The sequence below is a fragment of the Amycolatopsis sp. DSM 110486 genome (assembly GCF_019468465.1).
GTDB lineage: Bacteria > Actinomycetota > Actinomycetes > Mycobacteriales > Pseudonocardiaceae > Amycolatopsis.
The window spans coordinates 10,147,296-10,164,815 of the sequence record NZ_CP080519.1 but is presented as its reverse complement, the minus strand read 5'-3'; the positions used below and the strand labels follow the sequence as shown (position 1 = coordinate 10,164,815).

General features: G+C 69.4%; 19 protein-coding genes and 1 pseudogene. 11 read left to right on the top strand and 9 right to left on the bottom strand.

Features of this window, described 5'->3' with window-relative positions; genetic code table 11:
- Genes K1T34_RS49040 through K1T34_RS49030 form a run of 3 tightly spaced genes read left to right on the top strand, consistent with a single transcriptional unit; the run spans position 1 to position 3,127 of the window.
- The gene (locus tag K1T34_RS49040; protein WP_220241613.1) at positions 1-1,845 is read left to right on the top strand and encodes a cytochrome c oxidase assembly protein; all 1,845 of its coding nucleotides are present in this window, start codon (positions 1-3) and stop codon (positions 1,843-1,845) included.
- Positions 1,818-2,558, top strand: a complete 741-nt coding sequence (locus K1T34_RS49035) for a thioredoxin domain-containing protein (RefSeq protein ID WP_220241612.1) — start codon at positions 1,818-1,820, stop codon at positions 2,556-2,558. Before K1T34_RS49040 ends, K1T34_RS49035 begins: the two co-directional genes overlap by 28 nt.
- Positions 2,555-3,127 (top strand): vitamin K epoxide reductase family protein, encoded by a 573-nt coding sequence (locus K1T34_RS49030; RefSeq protein WP_220241611.1) that lies wholly within the window; start codon positions 2,555-2,557, stop codon positions 3,125-3,127. Before K1T34_RS49035 ends, K1T34_RS49030 begins: the two co-directional genes overlap by 4 nt.
- On the opposite strand, the gene K1T34_RS49025 is transcribed toward K1T34_RS49030, so the two are convergent.
- The gene (locus K1T34_RS49025; protein ID WP_220241610.1) at positions 3,106-5,352 is read right to left on the bottom strand and encodes a cation-translocating P-type ATPase; all 2,247 of its coding nucleotides are present in this window, start codon (positions 5,350-5,352) and stop codon (positions 3,106-3,108) included. The two genes, K1T34_RS49030 and K1T34_RS49025, sit on opposite strands and share 22 nt — an antisense overlap.
- Before the next feature lie 103 nt (positions 5,353-5,455).
- Between K1T34_RS49025 and K1T34_RS49020 the strand changes: the two genes are divergently transcribed.
- A complete protein-coding gene (locus K1T34_RS49020; RefSeq protein WP_220241609.1) occupies positions 5,456-6,361 on the top strand; it encodes a cytochrome c oxidase assembly protein in 906 nt (301 codons plus the stop codon).
- 13 nt (positions 6,362-6,374) lie between these two features.
- Complete coding sequence (locus K1T34_RS49015) at positions 6,375-6,788, top strand: DUF6292 family protein (protein ID WP_255638861.1); 414 nt, start codon at positions 6,375-6,377, stop codon at positions 6,786-6,788.
- On the opposite strand, the gene K1T34_RS49010 is transcribed toward K1T34_RS49015, so the two are convergent.
- From K1T34_RS49010 to K1T34_RS54310, 7 genes and pseudogenes are all read right to left on the bottom strand, one after another.
- Positions 6,743-7,003: a hypothetical protein gene (locus K1T34_RS49010; RefSeq protein WP_220241607.1), complete on the bottom strand. Its 261-nt coding sequence runs from the start codon at positions 7,001-7,003 to the stop codon at positions 6,743-6,745. The genes K1T34_RS49015 and K1T34_RS49010 overlap by 46 nt on opposite strands.
- A 122-nt stretch (positions 7,004-7,125) precedes the next feature.
- Positions 7,126-8,502 (bottom strand): cell wall metabolism sensor histidine kinase WalK, encoded by a 1,377-nt coding sequence (locus tag K1T34_RS49005; RefSeq protein WP_220241606.1) that lies wholly within the window; start codon positions 8,500-8,502, stop codon positions 7,126-7,128.
- The gene (locus tag K1T34_RS49000) at positions 8,499-9,179 is read right to left on the bottom strand and encodes a response regulator transcription factor (RefSeq protein WP_220247811.1); all 681 of its coding nucleotides are present in this window, start codon (positions 9,177-9,179) and stop codon (positions 8,499-8,501) included. Before K1T34_RS49000 ends, K1T34_RS49005 begins: the two co-directional genes overlap by 4 nt.
- A gap of 348 nt (positions 9,180-9,527) precedes the next feature.
- On the bottom strand, positions 9,528-10,193 hold the full coding sequence (locus K1T34_RS48995; protein ID WP_220247810.1) for a helix-turn-helix domain-containing protein: 666 nt from the start codon (positions 10,191-10,193) through the stop codon (positions 9,528-9,530).
- Positions 10,194-10,317: 124 nt separating this feature from the next.
- Positions 10,318-10,809: a MarR family winged helix-turn-helix transcriptional regulator gene (locus tag K1T34_RS48990; RefSeq protein WP_220241605.1), complete on the bottom strand. Its 492-nt coding sequence runs from the start codon at positions 10,807-10,809 to the stop codon at positions 10,318-10,320.
- A 113-nt stretch (positions 10,810-10,922) separates the two neighbouring features.
- A pseudogene (locus K1T34_RS48985) lies at positions 10,923-11,541 on the bottom strand (glycine betaine ABC transporter substrate-binding protein).
- A gap of 17 nt (positions 11,542-11,558) precedes the next feature.
- Complete coding sequence (locus K1T34_RS54310) at positions 11,559-12,026, bottom strand: hypothetical protein (RefSeq protein ID WP_255638127.1); 468 nt, start codon at positions 12,024-12,026, stop codon at positions 11,559-11,561.
- 85 nt (positions 12,027-12,111) lie between these two features.
- Here K1T34_RS54310 and K1T34_RS54305 point away from each other — a divergent pair, with 85 nt between their 5' ends.
- The 5 genes from K1T34_RS54305 to K1T34_RS48960 all read left to right on the top strand — a co-directional run bounded on the left by K1T34_RS54305 (position 12,112) and on the right by K1T34_RS48960 (position 15,815).
- On the top strand, positions 12,112-12,246 hold the full coding sequence (locus K1T34_RS54305; protein WP_255638126.1) for a hypothetical protein: 135 nt from the start codon (positions 12,112-12,114) through the stop codon (positions 12,244-12,246).
- 120 nt (positions 12,247-12,366) lie between these two features.
- Positions 12,367-13,590: a sodium:proton antiporter gene (locus tag K1T34_RS48975; RefSeq protein ID WP_220241604.1), complete on the top strand. Its 1,224-nt coding sequence runs from the start codon at positions 12,367-12,369 to the stop codon at positions 13,588-13,590.
- 39 nt (positions 13,591-13,629) lie between these two features.
- The gene (locus tag K1T34_RS48970; RefSeq protein ID WP_220241603.1) at positions 13,630-14,070 is read left to right on the top strand and encodes a CBS domain-containing protein; all 441 of its coding nucleotides are present in this window, start codon (positions 13,630-13,632) and stop codon (positions 14,068-14,070) included.
- Between the two features lie 16 nt (positions 14,071-14,086).
- Positions 14,087-15,379 (top strand): ArsB/NhaD family transporter, encoded by a 1,293-nt coding sequence (locus K1T34_RS48965; RefSeq protein WP_220241602.1) that lies wholly within the window; start codon positions 14,087-14,089, stop codon positions 15,377-15,379.
- Between the two features lie 184 nt (positions 15,380-15,563).
- Positions 15,564-15,815 carry a hypothetical protein gene (locus K1T34_RS48960; protein WP_220241601.1) on the top strand — a complete coding sequence of 84 codons (252 nt, stop codon included), beginning with the start codon at positions 15,564-15,566 and terminating at the stop codon, positions 15,813-15,815.
- Positions 15,816-15,919: 104 nt separating this feature from the next.
- Here K1T34_RS48960 and K1T34_RS54300 read toward each other — a convergent pair whose 3' ends face one another.
- Entirely contained in the window at positions 15,920-16,084 is a 165-nt protein-coding gene (locus K1T34_RS54300; RefSeq protein ID WP_255638125.1) for a hypothetical protein, read from the bottom strand.
- Positions 16,085-16,824: 740 nt separating this feature from the next.
- On the opposite strand from K1T34_RS54300, the gene K1T34_RS48950 reads away from it, so the two are divergent.
- Positions 16,825-17,454, top strand: coding sequence for a TetR/AcrR family transcriptional regulator (locus K1T34_RS48950; protein ID WP_220241600.1), 630 nt, complete (start codon positions 16,825-16,827; stop codon positions 17,452-17,454).
- Positions 17,455-17,520 lie beyond the last annotated feature (66 nt).

Sequence of the window (17,520 nt, the reverse complement as noted above, 5' to 3'; positions counted from 1 at the left end):
GTGGCCACGGCCAGTGCCGTCGCGGTCGTCGGTCTCGGCGTCGCGGCGTGGCTCGCGGGGTCGGGGCCGTATCTGGCGGTGGGCGACGGGGACCCGGGCGTCGTGGTCGCCGTCGGGGCTCCGGTGGCGAGGCTGGTCGCCGACTTCGCCGCGGCGATCTGTGTGGGCTCGCTCGCTTACACCGTGTTCTGCACGCGGCCGCGCCCGTCCGGATCGGTGGGGCCCGACGCGTACCGCGAGCTGCGCGTGGCGTCCGCCGCTGCCGCCTGCTGGATGTTGGCCGCCCTCGTCGAGGTGCCGCTGTCCGCGGCGAACGCCGCTGGGCTGCGGCTGGGCGATGTGCTTGTGCCTGAGCATTTGATCGACCTCATGGGGGCGACTGAGGAACCGCGTGCCTGGCTTGTGACGACGGTCTTGGCAGCGGTGACCGCTCTGGGCGCCCAGGGCACCCTCCGGTGGACCACATCGGTTGCGTTGCTGGCGGTCGCCGTCCTGGCCGTGCTGCCTCCCGTCGTGACGGGGCACGGTTCGGCCGACGTCGGTCACGACCTCGCGCTGGGCGCACTGATCCTGCACGTCCCGACGGCGTGCGTGTGGCTGGGACTGCTTTTCGCTGTGCTGCGCCGACGCCCGGCGCCCGATAGTTCCGCATTGCTCAGGTACCACCGTGCCGCAGTCGGGTGCTGGCTCGTTCTCGTCGCCAGCGGGCTGGTCCTTGCCGGAGTGCTGGTCCCGGCCACGGGCTGGACATCCGGCTACGGGCTCGTCTTGATCGGGAAGGCGACGGTGGTCCTGGGCATCGGCGTCCTGGGCTTCCGGCTGCGTCGCCGTCCGGGCTGGCTCGCCTGGACGGGTGCCGAGTTCGCGGCGCTGGCCGGTGTTTTCGCGGCGTCCGTGGATCTGACACACCTCCCGCTGCCCGAGTTCTTTTCGCGGGCGGCCACGACGGGACAGGTGGTGCTGGGTTACGACCTCACCGGACCGCCGACCCTGCTGCGGCTGCTCGTCGACTGGCGCCCCGATGTGGTGTTCGGCCCGCTCTCGGTCGTGCTCGCCATCGGGTACTGGCTCTTGGCGCGCCGCGCGGGTGAATGGCCGTGGTCTCGCACTCTGGCGTGGCTGGGCGCCTGCCTCGTGCTCCTGTTCGCGACGTCGTCGGGCTTCGGGCGGTACGCGGCCGCGCAGTTCAGCGTGCACCTCACCGTTCACATGGTGCTCTCGATGCTGGTTCCCGCGCTGTTGGCGCTGGGCGGACCGCTCGGTCTTCTCAGAGCGTCCGCTCCCGGCCTTCGACCGCGGCTGGACGTGCTGATCGGCACCGGGCCGCTACGGTTCCTCACTCATCCGGTGCCGTCGCTGCTGCTGTTCGCCGGCTCCCCGTTCGGGCTCTACTTCACCGGAGTCTTCGACGCCGCGGTCCGCTTCCATTGGGCGCATCTGGCGATCGACTGCTGGTTCCTGGTGGCCGGCTACCTGTTCTTCTGGCCGGTGATCGGTACCGATCCGCCACCGCGCCTGATGCCGAACATCGCCCGCCTCGGGGTGGTCCTGGCCGCCATGCCGGCGGACGTCGTGTTCGGTGCGGCCGTGGTGACCAGCCACCGCGTGCTCGGAAACGGCCCGGCCGCGGCGGCCATGTACCAGGGCCTCGCACTGCCCTGGGTCCCGGACCTGCACGCCGACCAGCGGCTGGCCGGGATCCTCGCGCTGGTCGTGAGCGAACTCGTCCTGCTCGCCGTGCTCGTCGCGCTGCTGGCGAGCTGGGATCGCGCCGACCTCGACGTCCCGGACACACTACGAAAGGACATCTTCGAGAAATGGCACGGAACAAACGCAACCCGGTGACAACCGGGAAAGGGCTGTCGGCGAACACGTGGACGACGATCGCCGTGATCGTCGTCGCCGTGCTGGTCATCGGTGGTGTTCTGGTGTTCAACCGCAAGGACGAGCCCGCGCCGAGCTCCGGCACCGTCGCCGCGGACGTCCTGCGCCATCCCGACAGCCACACGTTGAGCCAGGCGGACAACGGCGCGGTCACCGTGGTCGAGTTTCTCGACTACCAATGCCCGGTGTGCGAGGCCTACTACCAGAACGTGACCAGCAGCATCGAGCACGACTACGCGGGCCGGATCACGTTCGTCACCAGGAATTTCCCGCTCCCCATGCACCCGCTCGCCGTCCCTGCGGCCCGGGCCGCCGAAGCCGCGGCGCTGCAGGGCAAGTACCGGCAGATGTACGAGAAGCTCTACGGCGATTACCCCACGTGGGCCCTGGCCGCCGACGGCAAGAACGTCAGTGACGACACTGCTCGTGCCCAGGCCCGGTTCGACAGCTACGCCGAGGACCTCGGCCTCGACCTCGGCCGGTTCCACGCCGACATGGCCTCGAAGGCGGTGCAGGCGCGGATCGACCAGGGGCAGGCCGACGGGAACGAAGCCGGGGTCACCGGAACGCCGACGATCTTCGTAAACGGCAGCAAGTTCTCGCCGGCCGGCACCACCTATGCCCAGGTCGCCCGGCAGCTGCGCGGGCAGCTCGACCGGGCACTGGCCTCGTGACCGCCACCGGCAACACCACCCGGGGGCCGGCTTGGCTTTACCTGATCGGCGGCGCACTCGGATTGGCCGCGGCGATCGCCCTCACGCTGGAGAAGATCGCGAAGCTGCGCGATCCGGCCTACGTGCCCAGCTGCTCGATCAACCCGGTCATCTCGTGCGGCTCGGTGATGGACAGCCCTCAGGCCTCCGCGTTCGGCTTTCCCAATCCGCTGATCGGGATCGCGGCTTTCGCCGTCGTGGTGACTTTTGGTGTGGTGCTGCTGACTGGGTACACAGCGCCGCGCTGGGTGTGGTTCGGGATGCAGGTCGGCGCCACGTTCGGCGTCGGGTTCGTCCACTGGCTGATCTTCGCTAGCCTGTACCGCATCCACGCGCTCTGCCCGTATTGCATGGTCGTGTGGATCGTCACGATCGCCACGTTCTGGTACACCACGCTCCACAACCTGCGCGGGACTGTATTCGGCGGACTCGTCCGACGTGTCCACAGTGGACTGCTCGCGTTGTGGTATGTCGTTGTCGTGGTGCTGGTGCTGCAGGCGTTCTGGCCCTACTGGTCCACTGTGGTCTGACGGTCGGCGTCGAACGTGCGCAGCCGCAGGCTGTTGGACACGACGAACAGTGAGGACAATGCCATCGCCGCGGCGGAGACGAGCGGGTTGAGCAGGCCGGCTGCGGCGAGCGGCAGAGCGGCGATGTTGTAGCCGAACGCCCACCACAGGTTGCCGCGGATGGTCCGGGTGGTGGCGCGGGCCAGGCGCAGCGACCGTGGCACCACGGACAGGTCGGTGCTCACGAGGATCATGTCCGCCGCGCCTGCGGCCACGTCGGTTCCGGTGACCATGGCCAGCCCGAGGTCGGCGCGGGCCAGCGCCGGGGCGTCGTTGACCCCGTCGCCGACCATGGCGACCGTGCGGCCTTCACGTTTCAGCCGGTCGATCACCGCCGCTTTGCCGTCGGGCAGCACGTCGGCGATCACCTCGTCGATGCCGGCTCGGGCGGCGATGGTGCGGGCGGTGGCCTCGCGGTCACCGGTGAGCAGGATCGTGCGCAGCCGGAGACCGTGCAGCGCCGAGATCGCCGCGGGCGCGGTGGGGCGCAGGGTGTCCGCGACCGCGATGAGTCCCGCTGCTGTGCCGTCGACCGCTGCGGCCACGACGCCGAGGCCGGCGTGTTCCCAAGTCTTCACGTCGTCGTGGAAGCTTGGCGACAGCGCGATGCCGTGGTCTCGAAGCAGTCGGGTCGACCCCACGAGCACGTCGTGGCCTTCGACGCTGCCGCGTGCCCCCAGCCCCGAGAGCGACTTGAACTCCTCGACCATGGGCACCTCACCCGCTTCAGCACGGGCCTCGGCCGTGATCGCTGCCGCGATGGGGTGCTCGGACGCGGTTTCGACGGCTCCCACCAGCCGCAGGAACTCTTCTCGGCCGTACTGCTCGCTGCGGACTCCGGTGACGGTGAGCTGTCCCGTGGTCACGGTCCCCGTCTTGTCGAAGACGACCGTGTCGACCTCGCGAGCCGAGTCGAGCGGCGCGGTCCCCTTGAGGAAGATCCCGAGCTGCGCACCGCGGCCCGACGCGACCAGCAGCGCCGTAGGTGTGGCCAGACCCAGCGCGCACGGACAGGCGATGATCAGCACGGCGAGTCCGGCGCTGAACGCGCGCGGCGCACCGCTGCCCGCGAGCGCCCAGCCCACCGCGGTCAGCACCGCCAGAGCGACCACGGCGGGGACGAACACCGCCGAGATCCGGTCGGCCAGCCGTTGCGCGGAGGCCTTGTCGTGCTGGGCTCGTTCGACGAGCCGGGTGAGCAGCCCGATCCGGCTGTCGGCCCCGATGTGGGTGGCGCGGACGACCAGGCGGCCCCCGAGGGCGACGGTCGCGCCCAGCACGGTGTCGCCCACGGTCACGTCCCGCGGCACGGACTCCCCGGTCATCGTGGCCCCGTCGACCGTGCACGCGCCGTCCAGGACCACGCCGTCGGCGGCGATGGTCTCCCCAGGCCGGACGACGAAGCGGTCACCCGCTCTGAGTTCGGCCGCGCGCACGCGCCGCTCGCCACCGTGCTCGTCGAGCAGGGACACAGCTTTCGCGCCCAGCTCCGACAGCGCGCGCAAGGCGGCTCCGGCCGTCCGCTTTGCTCGAGCTTCGTACAAGCGGCCGGCGAGGACGAACACCGTGACGCCGATGGCCACGTCCAGGTAGATCGAGCCGGCCGGCCGCAGCAGCAACCCCCACACTCCGTCGGCGCCGGAAGCGGTGTCCGCCCCGAACATCGAATACAGCGACCACGCGCTCGCCGCGAGGATCCCCGCCGACACCAGGGTGTCCATCGACGTGCTCCCGTGCCGCAGCGCCACAGCGGCTTTGCGATGGAACGGCCACGCCGACCACGTCAGGACAGGCGCGGCCAGTGCGAGCACCACGGCCTGCCAGCCGGTGAACCGCAGCGACGGAACCAGCGCGAGGGTGAACGACAGGTCCGCCGCCGGAATGCCGAGCAACAGCGCCACCACAAGGCGACGCCACACCCGCCGGGCCTCGTCGCCCCGCGCCGCCGACATCCGCTCCGGCCGCAGCACCTCGGCGGTGTAGCCGGCCTGGCTCACCTGCCGCAGCAGCACGTCCTCGTCCGGCGGGGCGTCAGTCTCCACGATTGCCCGTTCGGTGGCGAAGTTGACACTCGCGCGCACCCCGTCCAGCTTGTTCAGCTTGCGCTCGACGCGCGCCGCGCACGCCGCGCAGGTCATGCCGCCGATGGCCAGTTCCACCGAGCGCACGGGGGCGACCGAGGTCATCCGCACCGCTCCTCTCCGGGCCCAGCAGGCCGAGTAGCATCGTGCAAGTGTTGCTCACTGCAAAAGTTACCCCAAGCATGATTATCGGCCGAGCCGAGCCCCGGTGACCACCGTGGCACCACTCGGCGCGTGGACGCTGCTGACCGACTGGGACGTGCCGGTGGCCGGCGCGATCGCCGTCGGTCTCGCAGCGCTGGGGTACGGCTGGGCCGCGGCGCGGGCCGGTTCCTGGCCGGCGCGGCGGACGTGCGCGTTCTCCGCCGGCCTGATCGTGGTTCTGTTCGCGCTCGGCAGCGGGGTGAACACCTACAGCTCGGTGCTGTTCACCGTGCACATGGCTCAGCACCTGCTGCTCATCATGGTCGCTCCGGCGCTGCTGCTGTTCGGGCAGCCGTTCGAGCTGCTGCCCCGCGGCGGCGCGGTCGTCGCCGCAGCCGCTCACCCGATCTGCGGGTTCGCCTTGTACACGGTGGTGGTCGTGGGCACCCACCTCACCCCGTTCCTGCAGGGCGCCCTCACCGTCCCGGCACTGCACGGAGTCGAGGAAGCCGGCTACGTGCTCGCCGGTCTGCTGCTCCTGTTGCCGATCCTGGGGGTACGACCGCGCAGACGTCCCACGCCCTATTTGATGCGGCTGGTGCTGTTGTTCGCCGCGATGGTGGTCGACGCGGTCGTGGGGGTCGCGCTGATGATGACGCCGCACGAGCCGTTCCCCGCCTATGCGGCCGTGGCCCGGCACTGGGGGCCCGGACTGGTCGAAGACCTGCACTGGGGCGGCGCGATGATGTGGGTCGGTGGCGACGCGCTGATGGCCGTGCTGGCCGTCGTCGTGATCGGCGGCTGGCTCCGGTCGGCCGAGCGTGGCGACGACCTCGGATCGTGGCTGGAGAACGCGCGCCGGTCCGCGCTGGAGCTCGGCGACGGGACTCGAGTCGACGAGGACGAGGACGCGCTACGGGCGTACAACACGATGCTGGCCCGCCTCTCGGACCGCGACGCGCGCCGGTGATCCGCGAACGGCCATTGCCGCCGGAGGACCTCGGGCTCGCTGCGTACGTCCGCGCGATCGGCGACGCCCTGCGGGTGCCGCCAGGGGAACGGCTTGCGAAGGCGGGGCACGACCAGCCGCCTACTTGGCACTGCCCGACCGGTGCGTCCGCCATCCGGACCGAGACGTGATGGCGATCTGGTCCGCGCGCAGCGGCTGGAAAGTCGTGCTGGAGAACACGAGTCGGCAGCCTTCAACGGTGCTTGCCCGGCTGACGGAAGCGACGGTGCCGCCGCCCGCTGTGGTCGAGGGTTTTGTGCGCGATGTGTTGTCCGGCGCACGCGAAGGCGGCGCGCCGGCCCGCGGCCTGGAGGTGGCGGGGCTGCGGGAACTGCCGGGCTCCTACGCGGTCTGGGGCTGGCCGGAGGACGAGGGAAGCCTGTTCTGAGTTCCGCGCGTGGCGTCGACCAGCCGGACGAGGCGGAACCGGGCCAGCCGGTGCAGCATTTCGTCCAGTGCTTCCGGAACGATCTGGCCTTCGAGGTCGCGGGCCGCGGCGTGCACGATGGTATCGATCGCCGCGGCGGAGAGCTGTCCGGTGAATTCTTCCGCCAACCGCTCGCTGACCTGGGCGGGGACGGCTGGAGAAGTTTGGTTCGGCACGGGTGGTTCCTCGTTCCTGCTGCTGTGATGACCGTCCCATTCTGCTGCTCCACGGCTGTGGTGCACCTGACGACTGCCTGACGATCGGTGCGGCCAGGGGCGAGCGTTGGTGGAGACCCGGGTCATCCGCGAGCTTTCGGTAGCTCGACCACGAACCGGGCTCCGCCGCCGGGGCGGTCTTCGATGTGCACGCTGCCGTGGTGGCGGCGCACGTGGTCGGCGACGATGGCCAAGCCGAGACCGGTTCCGGAATCCGGTCCGCGCCGCCCGGAGTGCACGCCCCGGGCGAAGCGTTCGAAGACGCGTTCGCGGAGATCCGCGGGCACGCCCTCGCCGGCGTCGTCGACCTCCAGCCGTACCGCGCCGTCGTGAGCGAACACCCCGACGCGAACCGGCCCACCGCCGTAGCGATCGGCGTTGTCGAGCAGGTTCGTCAAGACCCGGTCGAGCCGTCGCCGGTCGCCGAAGACCAGAAGCGGTTCCGCCGGTGAGTCGACGGCGAGGCCCGGGCCGGATCTGCCGGCGATGACGTTGCGCGCCAGCGCCGCCAGATCGATCAGTTCGCGGTCGTGGTCGGCATCCTGTTCGTCGGCCGAAGAGATCTCCAGCAGGTCCAGCACCATGCGCTGGAAACGGCGCAGCTCGGCGAGCAGCAGCCGCAACGCTTTCTGCGCCGGGGCCGGCATAGACTCGCGGCGGCGGTCCAGGACTTCGGCGACGGTGGTCATCGTCGTGAGCGGGGAGCGCAGTTCGTGGCTGACGTCGGTGGTGAACCGAGCGTCCCGGCGCACTCGCTGTTCAAGCGCGTCGGCGGTCGCGTTGAAGCTGGTGGCCAGCGGAGCGAGATCGGGATCGGCCTGGTCCGGCAGCCGGGCGCTCAGGTCGCCACTTGCGACCCGGGACGCCGCAGCGGTGAGCGCGGTCAACGGGCGCAGGGCGCGGCGCGTGGACCACGCGCCCAGCGCGACCCCCAGGACGCTGCAGGCCACGGTGCCCGCGATCAGGATGGTGCTGAGGTAGCGGAAGGTCCGATCGAGTTCGAGCAGGGGGTAGAGCTCGACGTAGAGGCCGTTCTGGGCACCGACGGAAAGGGCGACACCGAGGACAGGAACGCCATCGGCCGTGAACCGCTGCCGGGCCGGCTGCCCAGCTCGCGCTTGCGCGACCAGCTCGGCCGGAAGGGCCTGGGGGACGACCTGGCGGCCGGCGGTCAGCCAACCGTCCGGCAGGGACAGCAGGATCGTCGAGTCAGGTCCGGTCGCGAGTCCGGTCAGGAGCTCGTCGAGGCTGTCGGGGTGCGCGCGGATCGCCGCGTCGACCAACCTGACGTTGATGTCCGCTTGCCGTGCCGCGCTTTGCTCGCGCTGGCTGAACATGTACCCCGTCGTGAGGTTCCAGACCGCGATGGAGAGCGTGCTCACCACGAGCAGAAGTCCCAGCCCGAACGCCGCGGAGACCCGCCAGCGCAGGGAAACGCGACTGAGCGCGCCGGTACTCACGCCGGCGAGCCCACACGGTAGCCGATCCCGCGCACCGTCACCACCAAGGTGGGGACGTCGGGGTCGTGTTCGACCTTGCGCCGCAGCCGTCTGATGTGGACGTCGAGCAGCCGGGTGTCGCCGAAGTAGCTGTGGCCCCATACCCGCTGCAGCAACTGCTCCCTCGTGACAACCTCGCCCTCGGCCACGGCCAGCTCGGTCACAAGGCGGAACTCGGTACGGGTCAAGTGGATCGGCTTACCCGACCGGTACGCGCTCGCGTCTTCGGGGCGCAGTTCCAGATCACCGACCCGCAGCCGTGCCGGGCGAGCCGGAGCCGCCCGGCGGAGCAGGGCCCGAACCCGCGCCGCCAGCTCTCCTGGCACCAACGGCTTGGTCACGTAGTCATCCGCGCCGGCTTCCAGCCCCGCGATCACGTCGGAGCTGTCAGTGCGCGCGGTGATCACGATGACCGGAAGGTCGCCACTGTCGCGCAAGGTCCGACACACGCTCAACCCGTCGATGCCGGGCAGCATCAAGTCGAGGAGCACGACGTCGACGGTGGTGGTTTCCACAGTTTCGAGCGCTTCTTCACCCGAGCCCGCGGAAATGACGTCGAAACCTTCGTCGGCGAGCGTCAGGGCGAGCGCCTCGCTGATCATCACGTCGTCCTCGACCAGCAGCACGCGCACGGTCATCGTTTCGGGCCCTTCCCGGTCATCGTTCACCACGATACCGCCCACCCCAAATTGATGCCGTAGGAAAGTGTTGCATACTGCAATGGTGACCGGGGAGGTGGGAAGCTGTGGCGAATGGTGACCGGAGGTGGTTCGGCAAGCCGGACCCGTACTGCTGGCTCGCGGTCGTGCCCGTGCTGCTGGTGTCGGGTTTGGCGGTGACCTTCGGCGCCGTGCTGCTGGGCGGCCTGGGGGTCGTCGCGGCGTTGTCGCTGCTGGCGTTCGACTCATGGGTGAACCGGCCGGAGCAATCCGTGCGGCATCGCCGCCGCGACCCTGGCTGTCTGCCGTCGCCCGGTGGTACGCGGTTCACCCCGGGGGCTCCGCGGGCCGGTGGTAGCGGCTCGTCCCGAGCCACGCGACGGCCGACCGGACGGCCTCGCGGTCGCCGGTGAGGCGAACCACGTGGTCCTTGATCGCGTTGAGCCAGCTGTCGTGGCCGAGCCAGATCGCCGCGAGCGCGGAGGGCGTGCACTCGACCTGCATGATGATCGGCAGTGCGGGGTCCTCGGCTGTGGCCACGGCGGCTGCCTCCGACAGGACCAGCCACCACCACCGCTGCCGCAATGTTTCGGTGAACCGGAAGTGGATGCTGACCGGGGCGGCCGGCAACCGGAGCCGGTCGATGCCGCGGGCGATGTCGAGCAACAGCAGTTCCGGATCCAGGTCGCCGGTGCGCGGTGGTGGGAGCCACCGACGTCCCCAGCGCCCGAGTAGGTCGATCACGCCTTCGAGTGCTCGGCCGGCGTCGGTCAAGGCACACGCGGTGAGCGTTCCCTTCGACCGCGCCACCGTCACCAGCCCGGCTGCGGACAGCTGGTGGAGACGTTTGCCGAGGAGACCGCGCGACAGGCCTGGCAGTCCGCGGATCAGCTGCGGGGGAGTGCTGCTGCCGTGCAGGAGTTCTCGGATGATCAGTACGGTCCAGGGCTCACCGCGGACTTCGGCTGCTGCGGGGCGTAGCGCATCACCGATCCCGCAGCACCGTCCGGCCCGGGTGCGGCTGATCCTGTCGATGGCTGGTGCGATCGGGAGCGCTCACTGGCTCATTCTCGTGCGCGGCGGGTCCGCAGCACCTGACATTTGCCTGACGATCCTGTCAGCCCCAGATGCCGTCCGCGGTCGCGTCGACAGAGGGCTCGCCGCCGGCTTCGGTGAAGGCGGTCAGCACATCGACCAAGCCGTGGCGGGCGTGTTCGGGCATCTTCGCTACGATCTTGGCGATCTCGCGGCGGCGCCGGTTGGTCACCAGTCGCACCACCCGGGCGCCCTCGTCGGTGAGCTCGATGAGGATTTCCCGGCGTGACGACGGGCTGTTCTGCCGGGCGACCATGCCGACTGCGGTGAGCCGGTCGACCATGCGGCTCGTGGTCGAAGGTGTGACGTTCAGCAGTTCCGCCAGCGCGGCGTGGTTCAAGGCGCCGCGCGAGTGCAGGATCACCAGGACGCGGAACTGCGGCAAGGTGATGAGGTCGCCGGCTGCCGCGATGGATCGGGCCGACACGGCGACCAGGAGCCGGGACGCCGTGAGCACGGCATCCGTGATCGCGTCGACGTCGGTACCGGCTGCGGCGGGCGTGGGACGGGCCATGCTTTCAGTGTGCCGTATCCGGTCGAAAGCGGTCGGACAAGGCCAGCGCGTTTCCGGCAGTGTGCTTCTCCGGTGTGGAGGGCGCGACCGGCCGTGCCGCGGGCGGGGTCCGCTCACCGCGACGAGAGTGGACCGCGCGAGCCGTCAGAGGCCGGCGAATGCCTGGTCGACCAACTGTGGTCGGCCCACTTCCCGGCCGCGGCCATCTCCTGGCCCCTGGGTGCCTGCTGGATCATGTCCTCGAGCGAACCGAGCTGGTCGTCGGTGAGCGTGAGGTTGTTCGTGATCTTGCCCAGAGCGGGGAAATCCGCTCCGAAGCTGCTGCGGCCGATGGCGTGCAGCTGCTCGCCCTTGCCCATGGCATCTTGAGGGTCCTTCAGGTGGTAGTGGGAGTAGGCCCAGTGCGGGTGCCAGACCGTCACGACGATGGGCTTCCGGGCCTTGATCGAGCTGTCCAGCGCGGCGAGCATCGCCGTGGTCTCGCCGGCGCTCACCTCGATCCCGGTGATCTTGCCGCCGAATTCCGCGGCGTGCGTCTTGAGGTCGACGATGCTGTCGACGTCCTTGACGTAGTCGGGCGCTGCGAGGTTCAGAGTCGCATTGTCATACCAGACGCCGAGGTCTTCGAGTTTGTCCTTGTACTGGTTCCAGTAGTCCTTGCGCGTGGGCGGCGTAGATGGGGCCGACGTCGAGAAGCTGGGTCTTGACGGTGTAACCCTTATCCGCGAGCACCGACTGGTACAGGGTGCTCAGCGCGATGTCCTCGTCCCAGTTGATGTAGCCGATCGAGAGCGGTCAGAGAGACGATGGCCGTGCCCGGCGCGAGAATCCACTTGGCTGTGCGCACTCATCAGTCCTTTCTGGACGGCGTTCGTATCGGGAGGCGCCCGCGAGCTGGCGGGCTTGTCCACGGCCGAGCGATCGCCCTGCGACGACGTGATCCTGTCGAGGTAGATGGCGAGGACGACGACACCGAGCCCGGATTCGAATCCTGGGTCGAGCTTCAGGGTGGTCATCGCCGCATACACCTCGGCGCCGTGGCCGGGCGCGCCGACCATGCCGGAGATCACGACCATCGCCAGCGCCGGCATGGTGATCTGGTTGGCCCGGCCATGATCGTCGGCATCGCCAGCGGGATCGAGGAGCTGGTGTCCCCTGAACATCGCCGACGTCTGCGCGGACCTGATGACCGGAGGCGGCGCAAGCACGTACTCCACGGTGGTTCCGGAGTCGGCGGGATCTCCGAGTGTCGAACTGTGCCGGGCGTCACTCCGCCGGCGCCACGGGGCGACGCTGCTCGCGGTGCGGGACCGCGACCGGGTGATCGTGAACCCAGCGGGAGACACCTCCCTTCCACGCGGCGCGACCGTCTACTACGTCGCGTCCGAGCGGCTTTCCCCGCAACGCCTGGTGTGGTCGCTGCGCCAGGAGGAGTGATTCCCGGTTTGCCCCGAGCCGGTCTTTGCGGCATCTTTACGCGCGGAGCGCCGGGAAGTCTGGTCGGCCTGCTCGTGCCCGCCCGGGTGACGAGTCGGTTTGTCGACCTCGGGGAGTGCCATGGCGCTCGTTCTCGCCTTCGGTGTCGTGTTGCTGATCAGCGTGTCGCTGTCCGGCGTCGCGGCGCGCACGGTCTTGTCGACGGCGTTGTTGTTTCTGCTCGCGGGAGCGTTGCTCGGGGGCGGCGGTCTGGACTTGATCCACATCGCGCCACGCGACCCGCTCGTCACCTCGCTGGCCGACATCGCGCTGTTCACGGTCCTGTTCACCGACGGGCAGCGCGCGAACCTGCCGGCCTTGCGGGAGAACTGGCGGCTGTCGGGCCGGGCCCTGGGGCTCGGGATGCCCCTGACGATGGTCGGTATCGCGGTGCCCGCCCACTTCCTGGTCGGTGTGGACTGGTCGACGTCGTTGCTGCTCGGCGCGATTCTCTCCCCGACGGACCCGGTGTTCGCGGCCGCGATCGTCGGGCGCGATGACGTGCCCCTGCGGCTGCGGCGGTTGCTCAACGTCGAGTCGGGCCTCAACGACGGGCTCGCGCTGCCGTTCGTGCTGATCTTCCTCGCCACCGCGACCCACACCTCGTCCGACCTCGGCACGGTCGTCGTCGAACTGTTGCTCGGCCTGGCCCTCGGGATCGTCCTGCCCCTGCTGGTCAGCCTGGCGTGGCGGCTCAAGGTCCTCACCGCGGAACCACGCCTGCAAGCGCTGGGGCCGCTGGCGATCGCGGTGATCCTCTATGCGGGCTGCCACCTCACCCACGCGAACCCCTACCTGGCCGCCTTCGCCGCCGGTTCGACACTGGCGACCGTCGACAAGACCGCAGCCGAGCAGTTCGAGCCGCTGGGCGACCTGCTCTCGGAGATCACCAAATTCGCCGCTCTGCTGGTATTCGGCGCGCTGATCACCCCCGACCGGCTCTCCCACCTCGACGCCGGCGGCTGGGTCTTGGCCGTGCTGGCGATCCTGCTCGTCCGGCCCGCCGCGATGCTGCTGTCGCTGCTGCGGACCCCGCTGTCCGGGCGCGAGCGAGCGACCGCTGCGTGGTTCGGGCCGAAAGGCTTCGCTTCCGTGGTCTACGGCCTGCTCGCGCTGCAGTCGGGCATCGCCGACAGCGAACTCGTGTTCGACCTGGTCGCGGTGACGATCGCGCTGTCGATCGTGCTCCACTCGTCGACCGACGTGCCGATCGCGAAGCTGCTGCGGGTCGAGCCACCGGACAACCTGCCCACCGGCCGGGCCCCCGCCGGTGATCGTCAAGAAAACGACAGGAGCGGCCCGTGAGCCCCAGCACCACCACTCGGTTCGTCGTAACCTGGGCGAATGCATGCTGCCGAGATGGCCGAGGAGTACCCGGTCGTCGACCTGGACTCCGATGCGCTGGCCGCGGCGCGGCTGCTCGCTCAGCAGCGGCTGCCCGGCCTGGTGGTGACCGACTCGACCGGGTGTCCGCAATCGGTGCTGCCGGCCTCACAGGTAGTGCAGTTCCTGGTGCCCCGGTACGTGGTGGACGACCCGGCCCTGGCCGGGGTGCTGAACGAGTCGATGGCCGATCGGGTGGCAGACAGGCTCGGCGGCCGCACCGTCCGCGAACTGCTGCCGGCCGAGCCCACGGAGCTGCCGCGCGCGAACGCGGACGACACCGTGGTGGAGGTCGCCGCGATGATGGCACGGCTACGCTGCCCGCTCGTCGCCGTCATGGACGGCCGGACGCTGCTCGGCGTTGTTTCCGCCTCGCGCCTGCTGGAGCTCGCGCTGCGCTGACCCAGGCGGTGCCGCGATGAGCACCGTCATCGCGGTCACCGTGTTCGTCATCGCCTACTTGTTCATCGCCACCGAGAAGATCCCGAAGATGGCCGCGGCACTCGCCGGAGCCGGTGTCGTGCTCGCGACCGGGGTCAGCGGATCGGCCGATGCGTTCTTCTCCGAGGACACCGGCGTCGACTGGAACGTCATCTTCCTCCTGCTCGGCATGATGATCATCGTCGGCATCCTGCGCCGTACCGGGGTGTTCGAGTTCGTCGCCATCTGGGCCGCGAAGCGCGCCAAGGGTTCACCGCTGCGGATCATGATCCTGCTCGTGCTCATCACCGCGGTCGCCTCGGCGTTCCTCGACAACGTCACGACCGTGCTGCTGATCGCCCCGGTGACCCTGCTGGTGTGCGACCGGCTCGGCATCAGGCCGACACCGTTCCTCATCGCCGAGGTCGTCGCGTCCAACATCGGCGGGACGGCGACCCTTATCGGCGATCCGCCCAACATCATCATCGGCAGCCGCTCCGGCCTGACCTTCAACGACTTCCTGGTCAACCTCGCGCCCATCGTCGCCCTCGAGCTCGTGGTGCTCGTCCTGGTGCTGCCGTGGCTGTTTCGCGGTTCCTTCTCGGCCGACCCGGCCCGGGTCGCCGACGTGATGGCACTCAACGAACGCGAAGCGATCCAACGGCCGAAACTGCTGCTCAAATCCGGCGTTGTGCTCCTGTTCGTATTCGCCGGGTTCGTGCTGCACTCGGTGATCCACCTCGACCCGTCGGTCGTCGCACTGCTCGGTGCCGGGGTGCTCGTTCTCGTCTCGGGCACGCAGCCGAAGCAGTATCTCGCCGGGGTCGAGTGGGAGACGCTGTTGTTCTTCGCCGGGTTGTTCATCATGATCGGCGCGCTGGTCAAGACCGGTGTGATCGACAACCTGGCGCACCTCGCGGCCGAGGCCACCGGCGGCAACGCGCTGCTCGCCGTGTTCCTGATTCTGGGTGTTTCCGCACTGCTGTCCGGCGTGATCGACAACATCCCGTACGTGGCCACGATGAGTCCGCTCGTGCTGGCTCTTGCGCAGGACATCCCTGACCCGGCGCATTCTCAGGCGCTGTGGTGGTCGCTGGCGCTTGGTGCCGATTTCGGTGGCAACATGACCGCGGTGGGCGCCAGCGCCAACGTCGTCATGCTCGGCATCGCCGCCCGCTCCGGCTCACCGATCTCCTTCTGGGAGTTCACCAAGAAGGGCGCGATCATCACCGTGATCACCGTTATCGTCGCGGCACCCTACCTCTGGCTGCGCTATTTCGTGCTTTCCTGAAGACACACACCGAGCGAATGGAGCTCGCATGAACAAACTTTTCGTCGCGGTGGTGGTGATCGTGGTGTTCGTTCTGGTGGTCCTCGTCCTGCGCTTCTCCAACCACCACCAAGACCGCTGACCCGGCAAATCCGCGCGTAGGAAACACCGGGCACCGCACACGTCCACGCCAAACTGGCCCCTGTTGCGGAGTGCCGGCGCTGCTTTTCGTTACCAGGCCAACCTCTTTGCCGCTGATGGCTTCATCGCCGCCTCTTCGGCCACGACGGTGAGCACACCTGCGGGCCTCATGGTTCGGGTGCACCAGTTCGACGAGCGCGTCCTCGACGTCGTCACCGAACAAGGCTTCCGTGCCGCGATGATGGTCGGCGTGGTTACGGTCACCGGCGTCCAGTGCGGCTCCCCGTACCACACACCTACGGCGGCAAAGAAATAATCTTCCTGCGCGCCTCAACTCACGGCGGTCGCAAGGCCATCGTCAGCTCACTGTTTCGCCGCTGATTCCGCTCAGGCGGTGTCGCTCAGCGGCCGTGGACCTGGTCACCGGGGTGGCGACTGAGTCAGTACCACGGTGCGATCGCCAAGCGGTGCGGCGAGCGTCACGGGGAGGTACGGGTAGCGCAGATCCTTCGTGCAGAGTTGGCCGGGTGGGACCTTGGTCTGGCTGAGGTCCACGACCACGTGCTGTGCGGTCTGCTCTGTCACCTCCGCGAGGGCGTGCTGGCAACCGCCCTCTATCGCGCGGACGTAGAGGACGGTGCCTCCGTTGGTGATGTACGCCTCGGCTGGGAACCTGGGTGGCAGAGCGGCCGCGTCGACCTGCCCCGCCGGCACTGGCGTGCTGTCCGCAGGTACGTCGTACCGCGAATCGCCAGGCGGGCTGGCTGATGGCGAAGACGCCGAGGGCGGCGAGGTCGAGATGGTGCCGCTCGGCGCTCCAGAGACGCCGCCCGAGCCAGGTGGGGTTTGGGTCGTCGGGCCGCCACAGGCCATCACCGTGACGAGGGCCGAGACTGCGCCGACCAGCTTCGTCAAGTACCGCATGCCTCTACGACGGAATGCGCGCCGTACCGCGTTGCACGACATCCTGAACCAGGACGCAGTATTAGTTTCGGGCCGCGCGGTTCTGTCAGCGGCACCGGCAGCGACAGTTCGCGCACGTACGGCGGGCACCGCTGCCCGGAAGGCGCGGTCGTAACGGTGATCAGCACGACCACCTGTTGCGCGGTCTGTTCGCCGGCGGCCGCCGTGACGTGTTTGCAGCCACCCGGTTCGGCGCGGGCCATGATGACGCTGCCGCCCGCTCGAGGGTCACGTTGTGGGGATAGCTGGGGGGCAGCGCTGACGCGTCGACTTGACCCGCAGACGGTGCGACGTCGCCTGCCGGATTCCTTCGGCATCATCCTCGTGACCACCACGGTGAACATCGGTTTACAATGATAAACATGGGTTCACTTCCGGACGACCGGACGGCGAAGGCGAGGATCCGCGACGAGGCGCTGCGGCTGTTCGGCGAGCGCGATCCGGACGCGGTGACGGTCCGTGAGGTGGCGTCGGCGTCGGGCGTCTCGCCGGCGCTGGTGATCCGGCACTATGGGTCCAAGAACGGGCTGCGTGCCGCGGTCGACGAGCACGTGGCGCGAGTCTTCGCGGCTGCGCTCGCCGAGGCCGCCGCCCCGAGCGGCGACCACCCGTTCGACCCGGAGGCAGTGCCCAGCCTCGTCGAGGCGGTGGCCGGCAACCTTCCGGCCGACTCGGCCATCCCCGGATACCTCGGTCGGCTGCTGCTCGCCGGTGGGCCGGCGGCGTCCGCGTTGTTCGGCAAGCTCCACGCGCTGAGCCGCGACGTGCTCACGGCCATGGCGCGGGCCGGCCTGGCGAATGCGGGTGCCGATCCCGAGGTGCGTGCGGCGTTCCTGCTTGTCAACGACCTCGCCGTGCTGATCCTGCGCGACCGACTGCGCGATGTGCTCGGCGTCGACCCGCTGTCGGCCGAGGGGATGCGCCGCTGGGGCACCGAGGTGTTCGCGGTCTACCGCGACGGCCTTGGCGACCCCGCGGCCGGGCCGGGCTGACAAACCCTTCCTCCGACAACGAATCGAGGTCGGCAGATGACCGATGCCCCATCACCTTTCGCCTCA

Bases quoted from the DNA above. Each gene is read 5' to 3' on its own strand.
- K1T34_RS49035 (WP_220241612.1), top strand. From the start codon at position 1,818: ATGGCACGGAACAAACGCAACCCGGTGACAACCGGGAAAGGGCTGTCG.
- K1T34_RS49000 (WP_220247811.1), bottom strand. From the start codon at position 9,179: ATGACCGTGCGCGTGCTGCTGGTCGAGGACGACGTGATGATCAGCGAG.
- K1T34_RS48975 (WP_220241604.1), top strand. From the start codon at position 12,367: ATGGCGCTCGTTCTCGCCTTCGGTGTCGTGTTGCTGATCAGCGTGTCG.
- K1T34_RS48970 (WP_220241603.1), top strand. From the start codon at position 13,630: ATGCATGCTGCCGAGATGGCCGAGGAGTACCCGGTCGTCGACCTGGAC.
- K1T34_RS48990 (WP_220241605.1), bottom strand. From the start codon at position 10,809: ATGGCCCGTCCCACGCCCGCCGCAGCCGGTACCGACGTCGACGCGATC.
- K1T34_RS48950 (WP_220241600.1), top strand. From the start codon at position 16,825: ATGGGTTCACTTCCGGACGACCGGACGGCGAAGGCGAGGATCCGCGAC.
- K1T34_RS48965 (WP_220241602.1), top strand. From the start codon at position 14,087: ATGAGCACCGTCATCGCGGTCACCGTGTTCGTCATCGCCTACTTGTTC.
- K1T34_RS49025 (WP_220241610.1), bottom strand. From the start codon at position 5,352: ATGACCTCGGTCGCCCCCGTGCGCTCGGTGGAACTGGCCATCGGCGGC.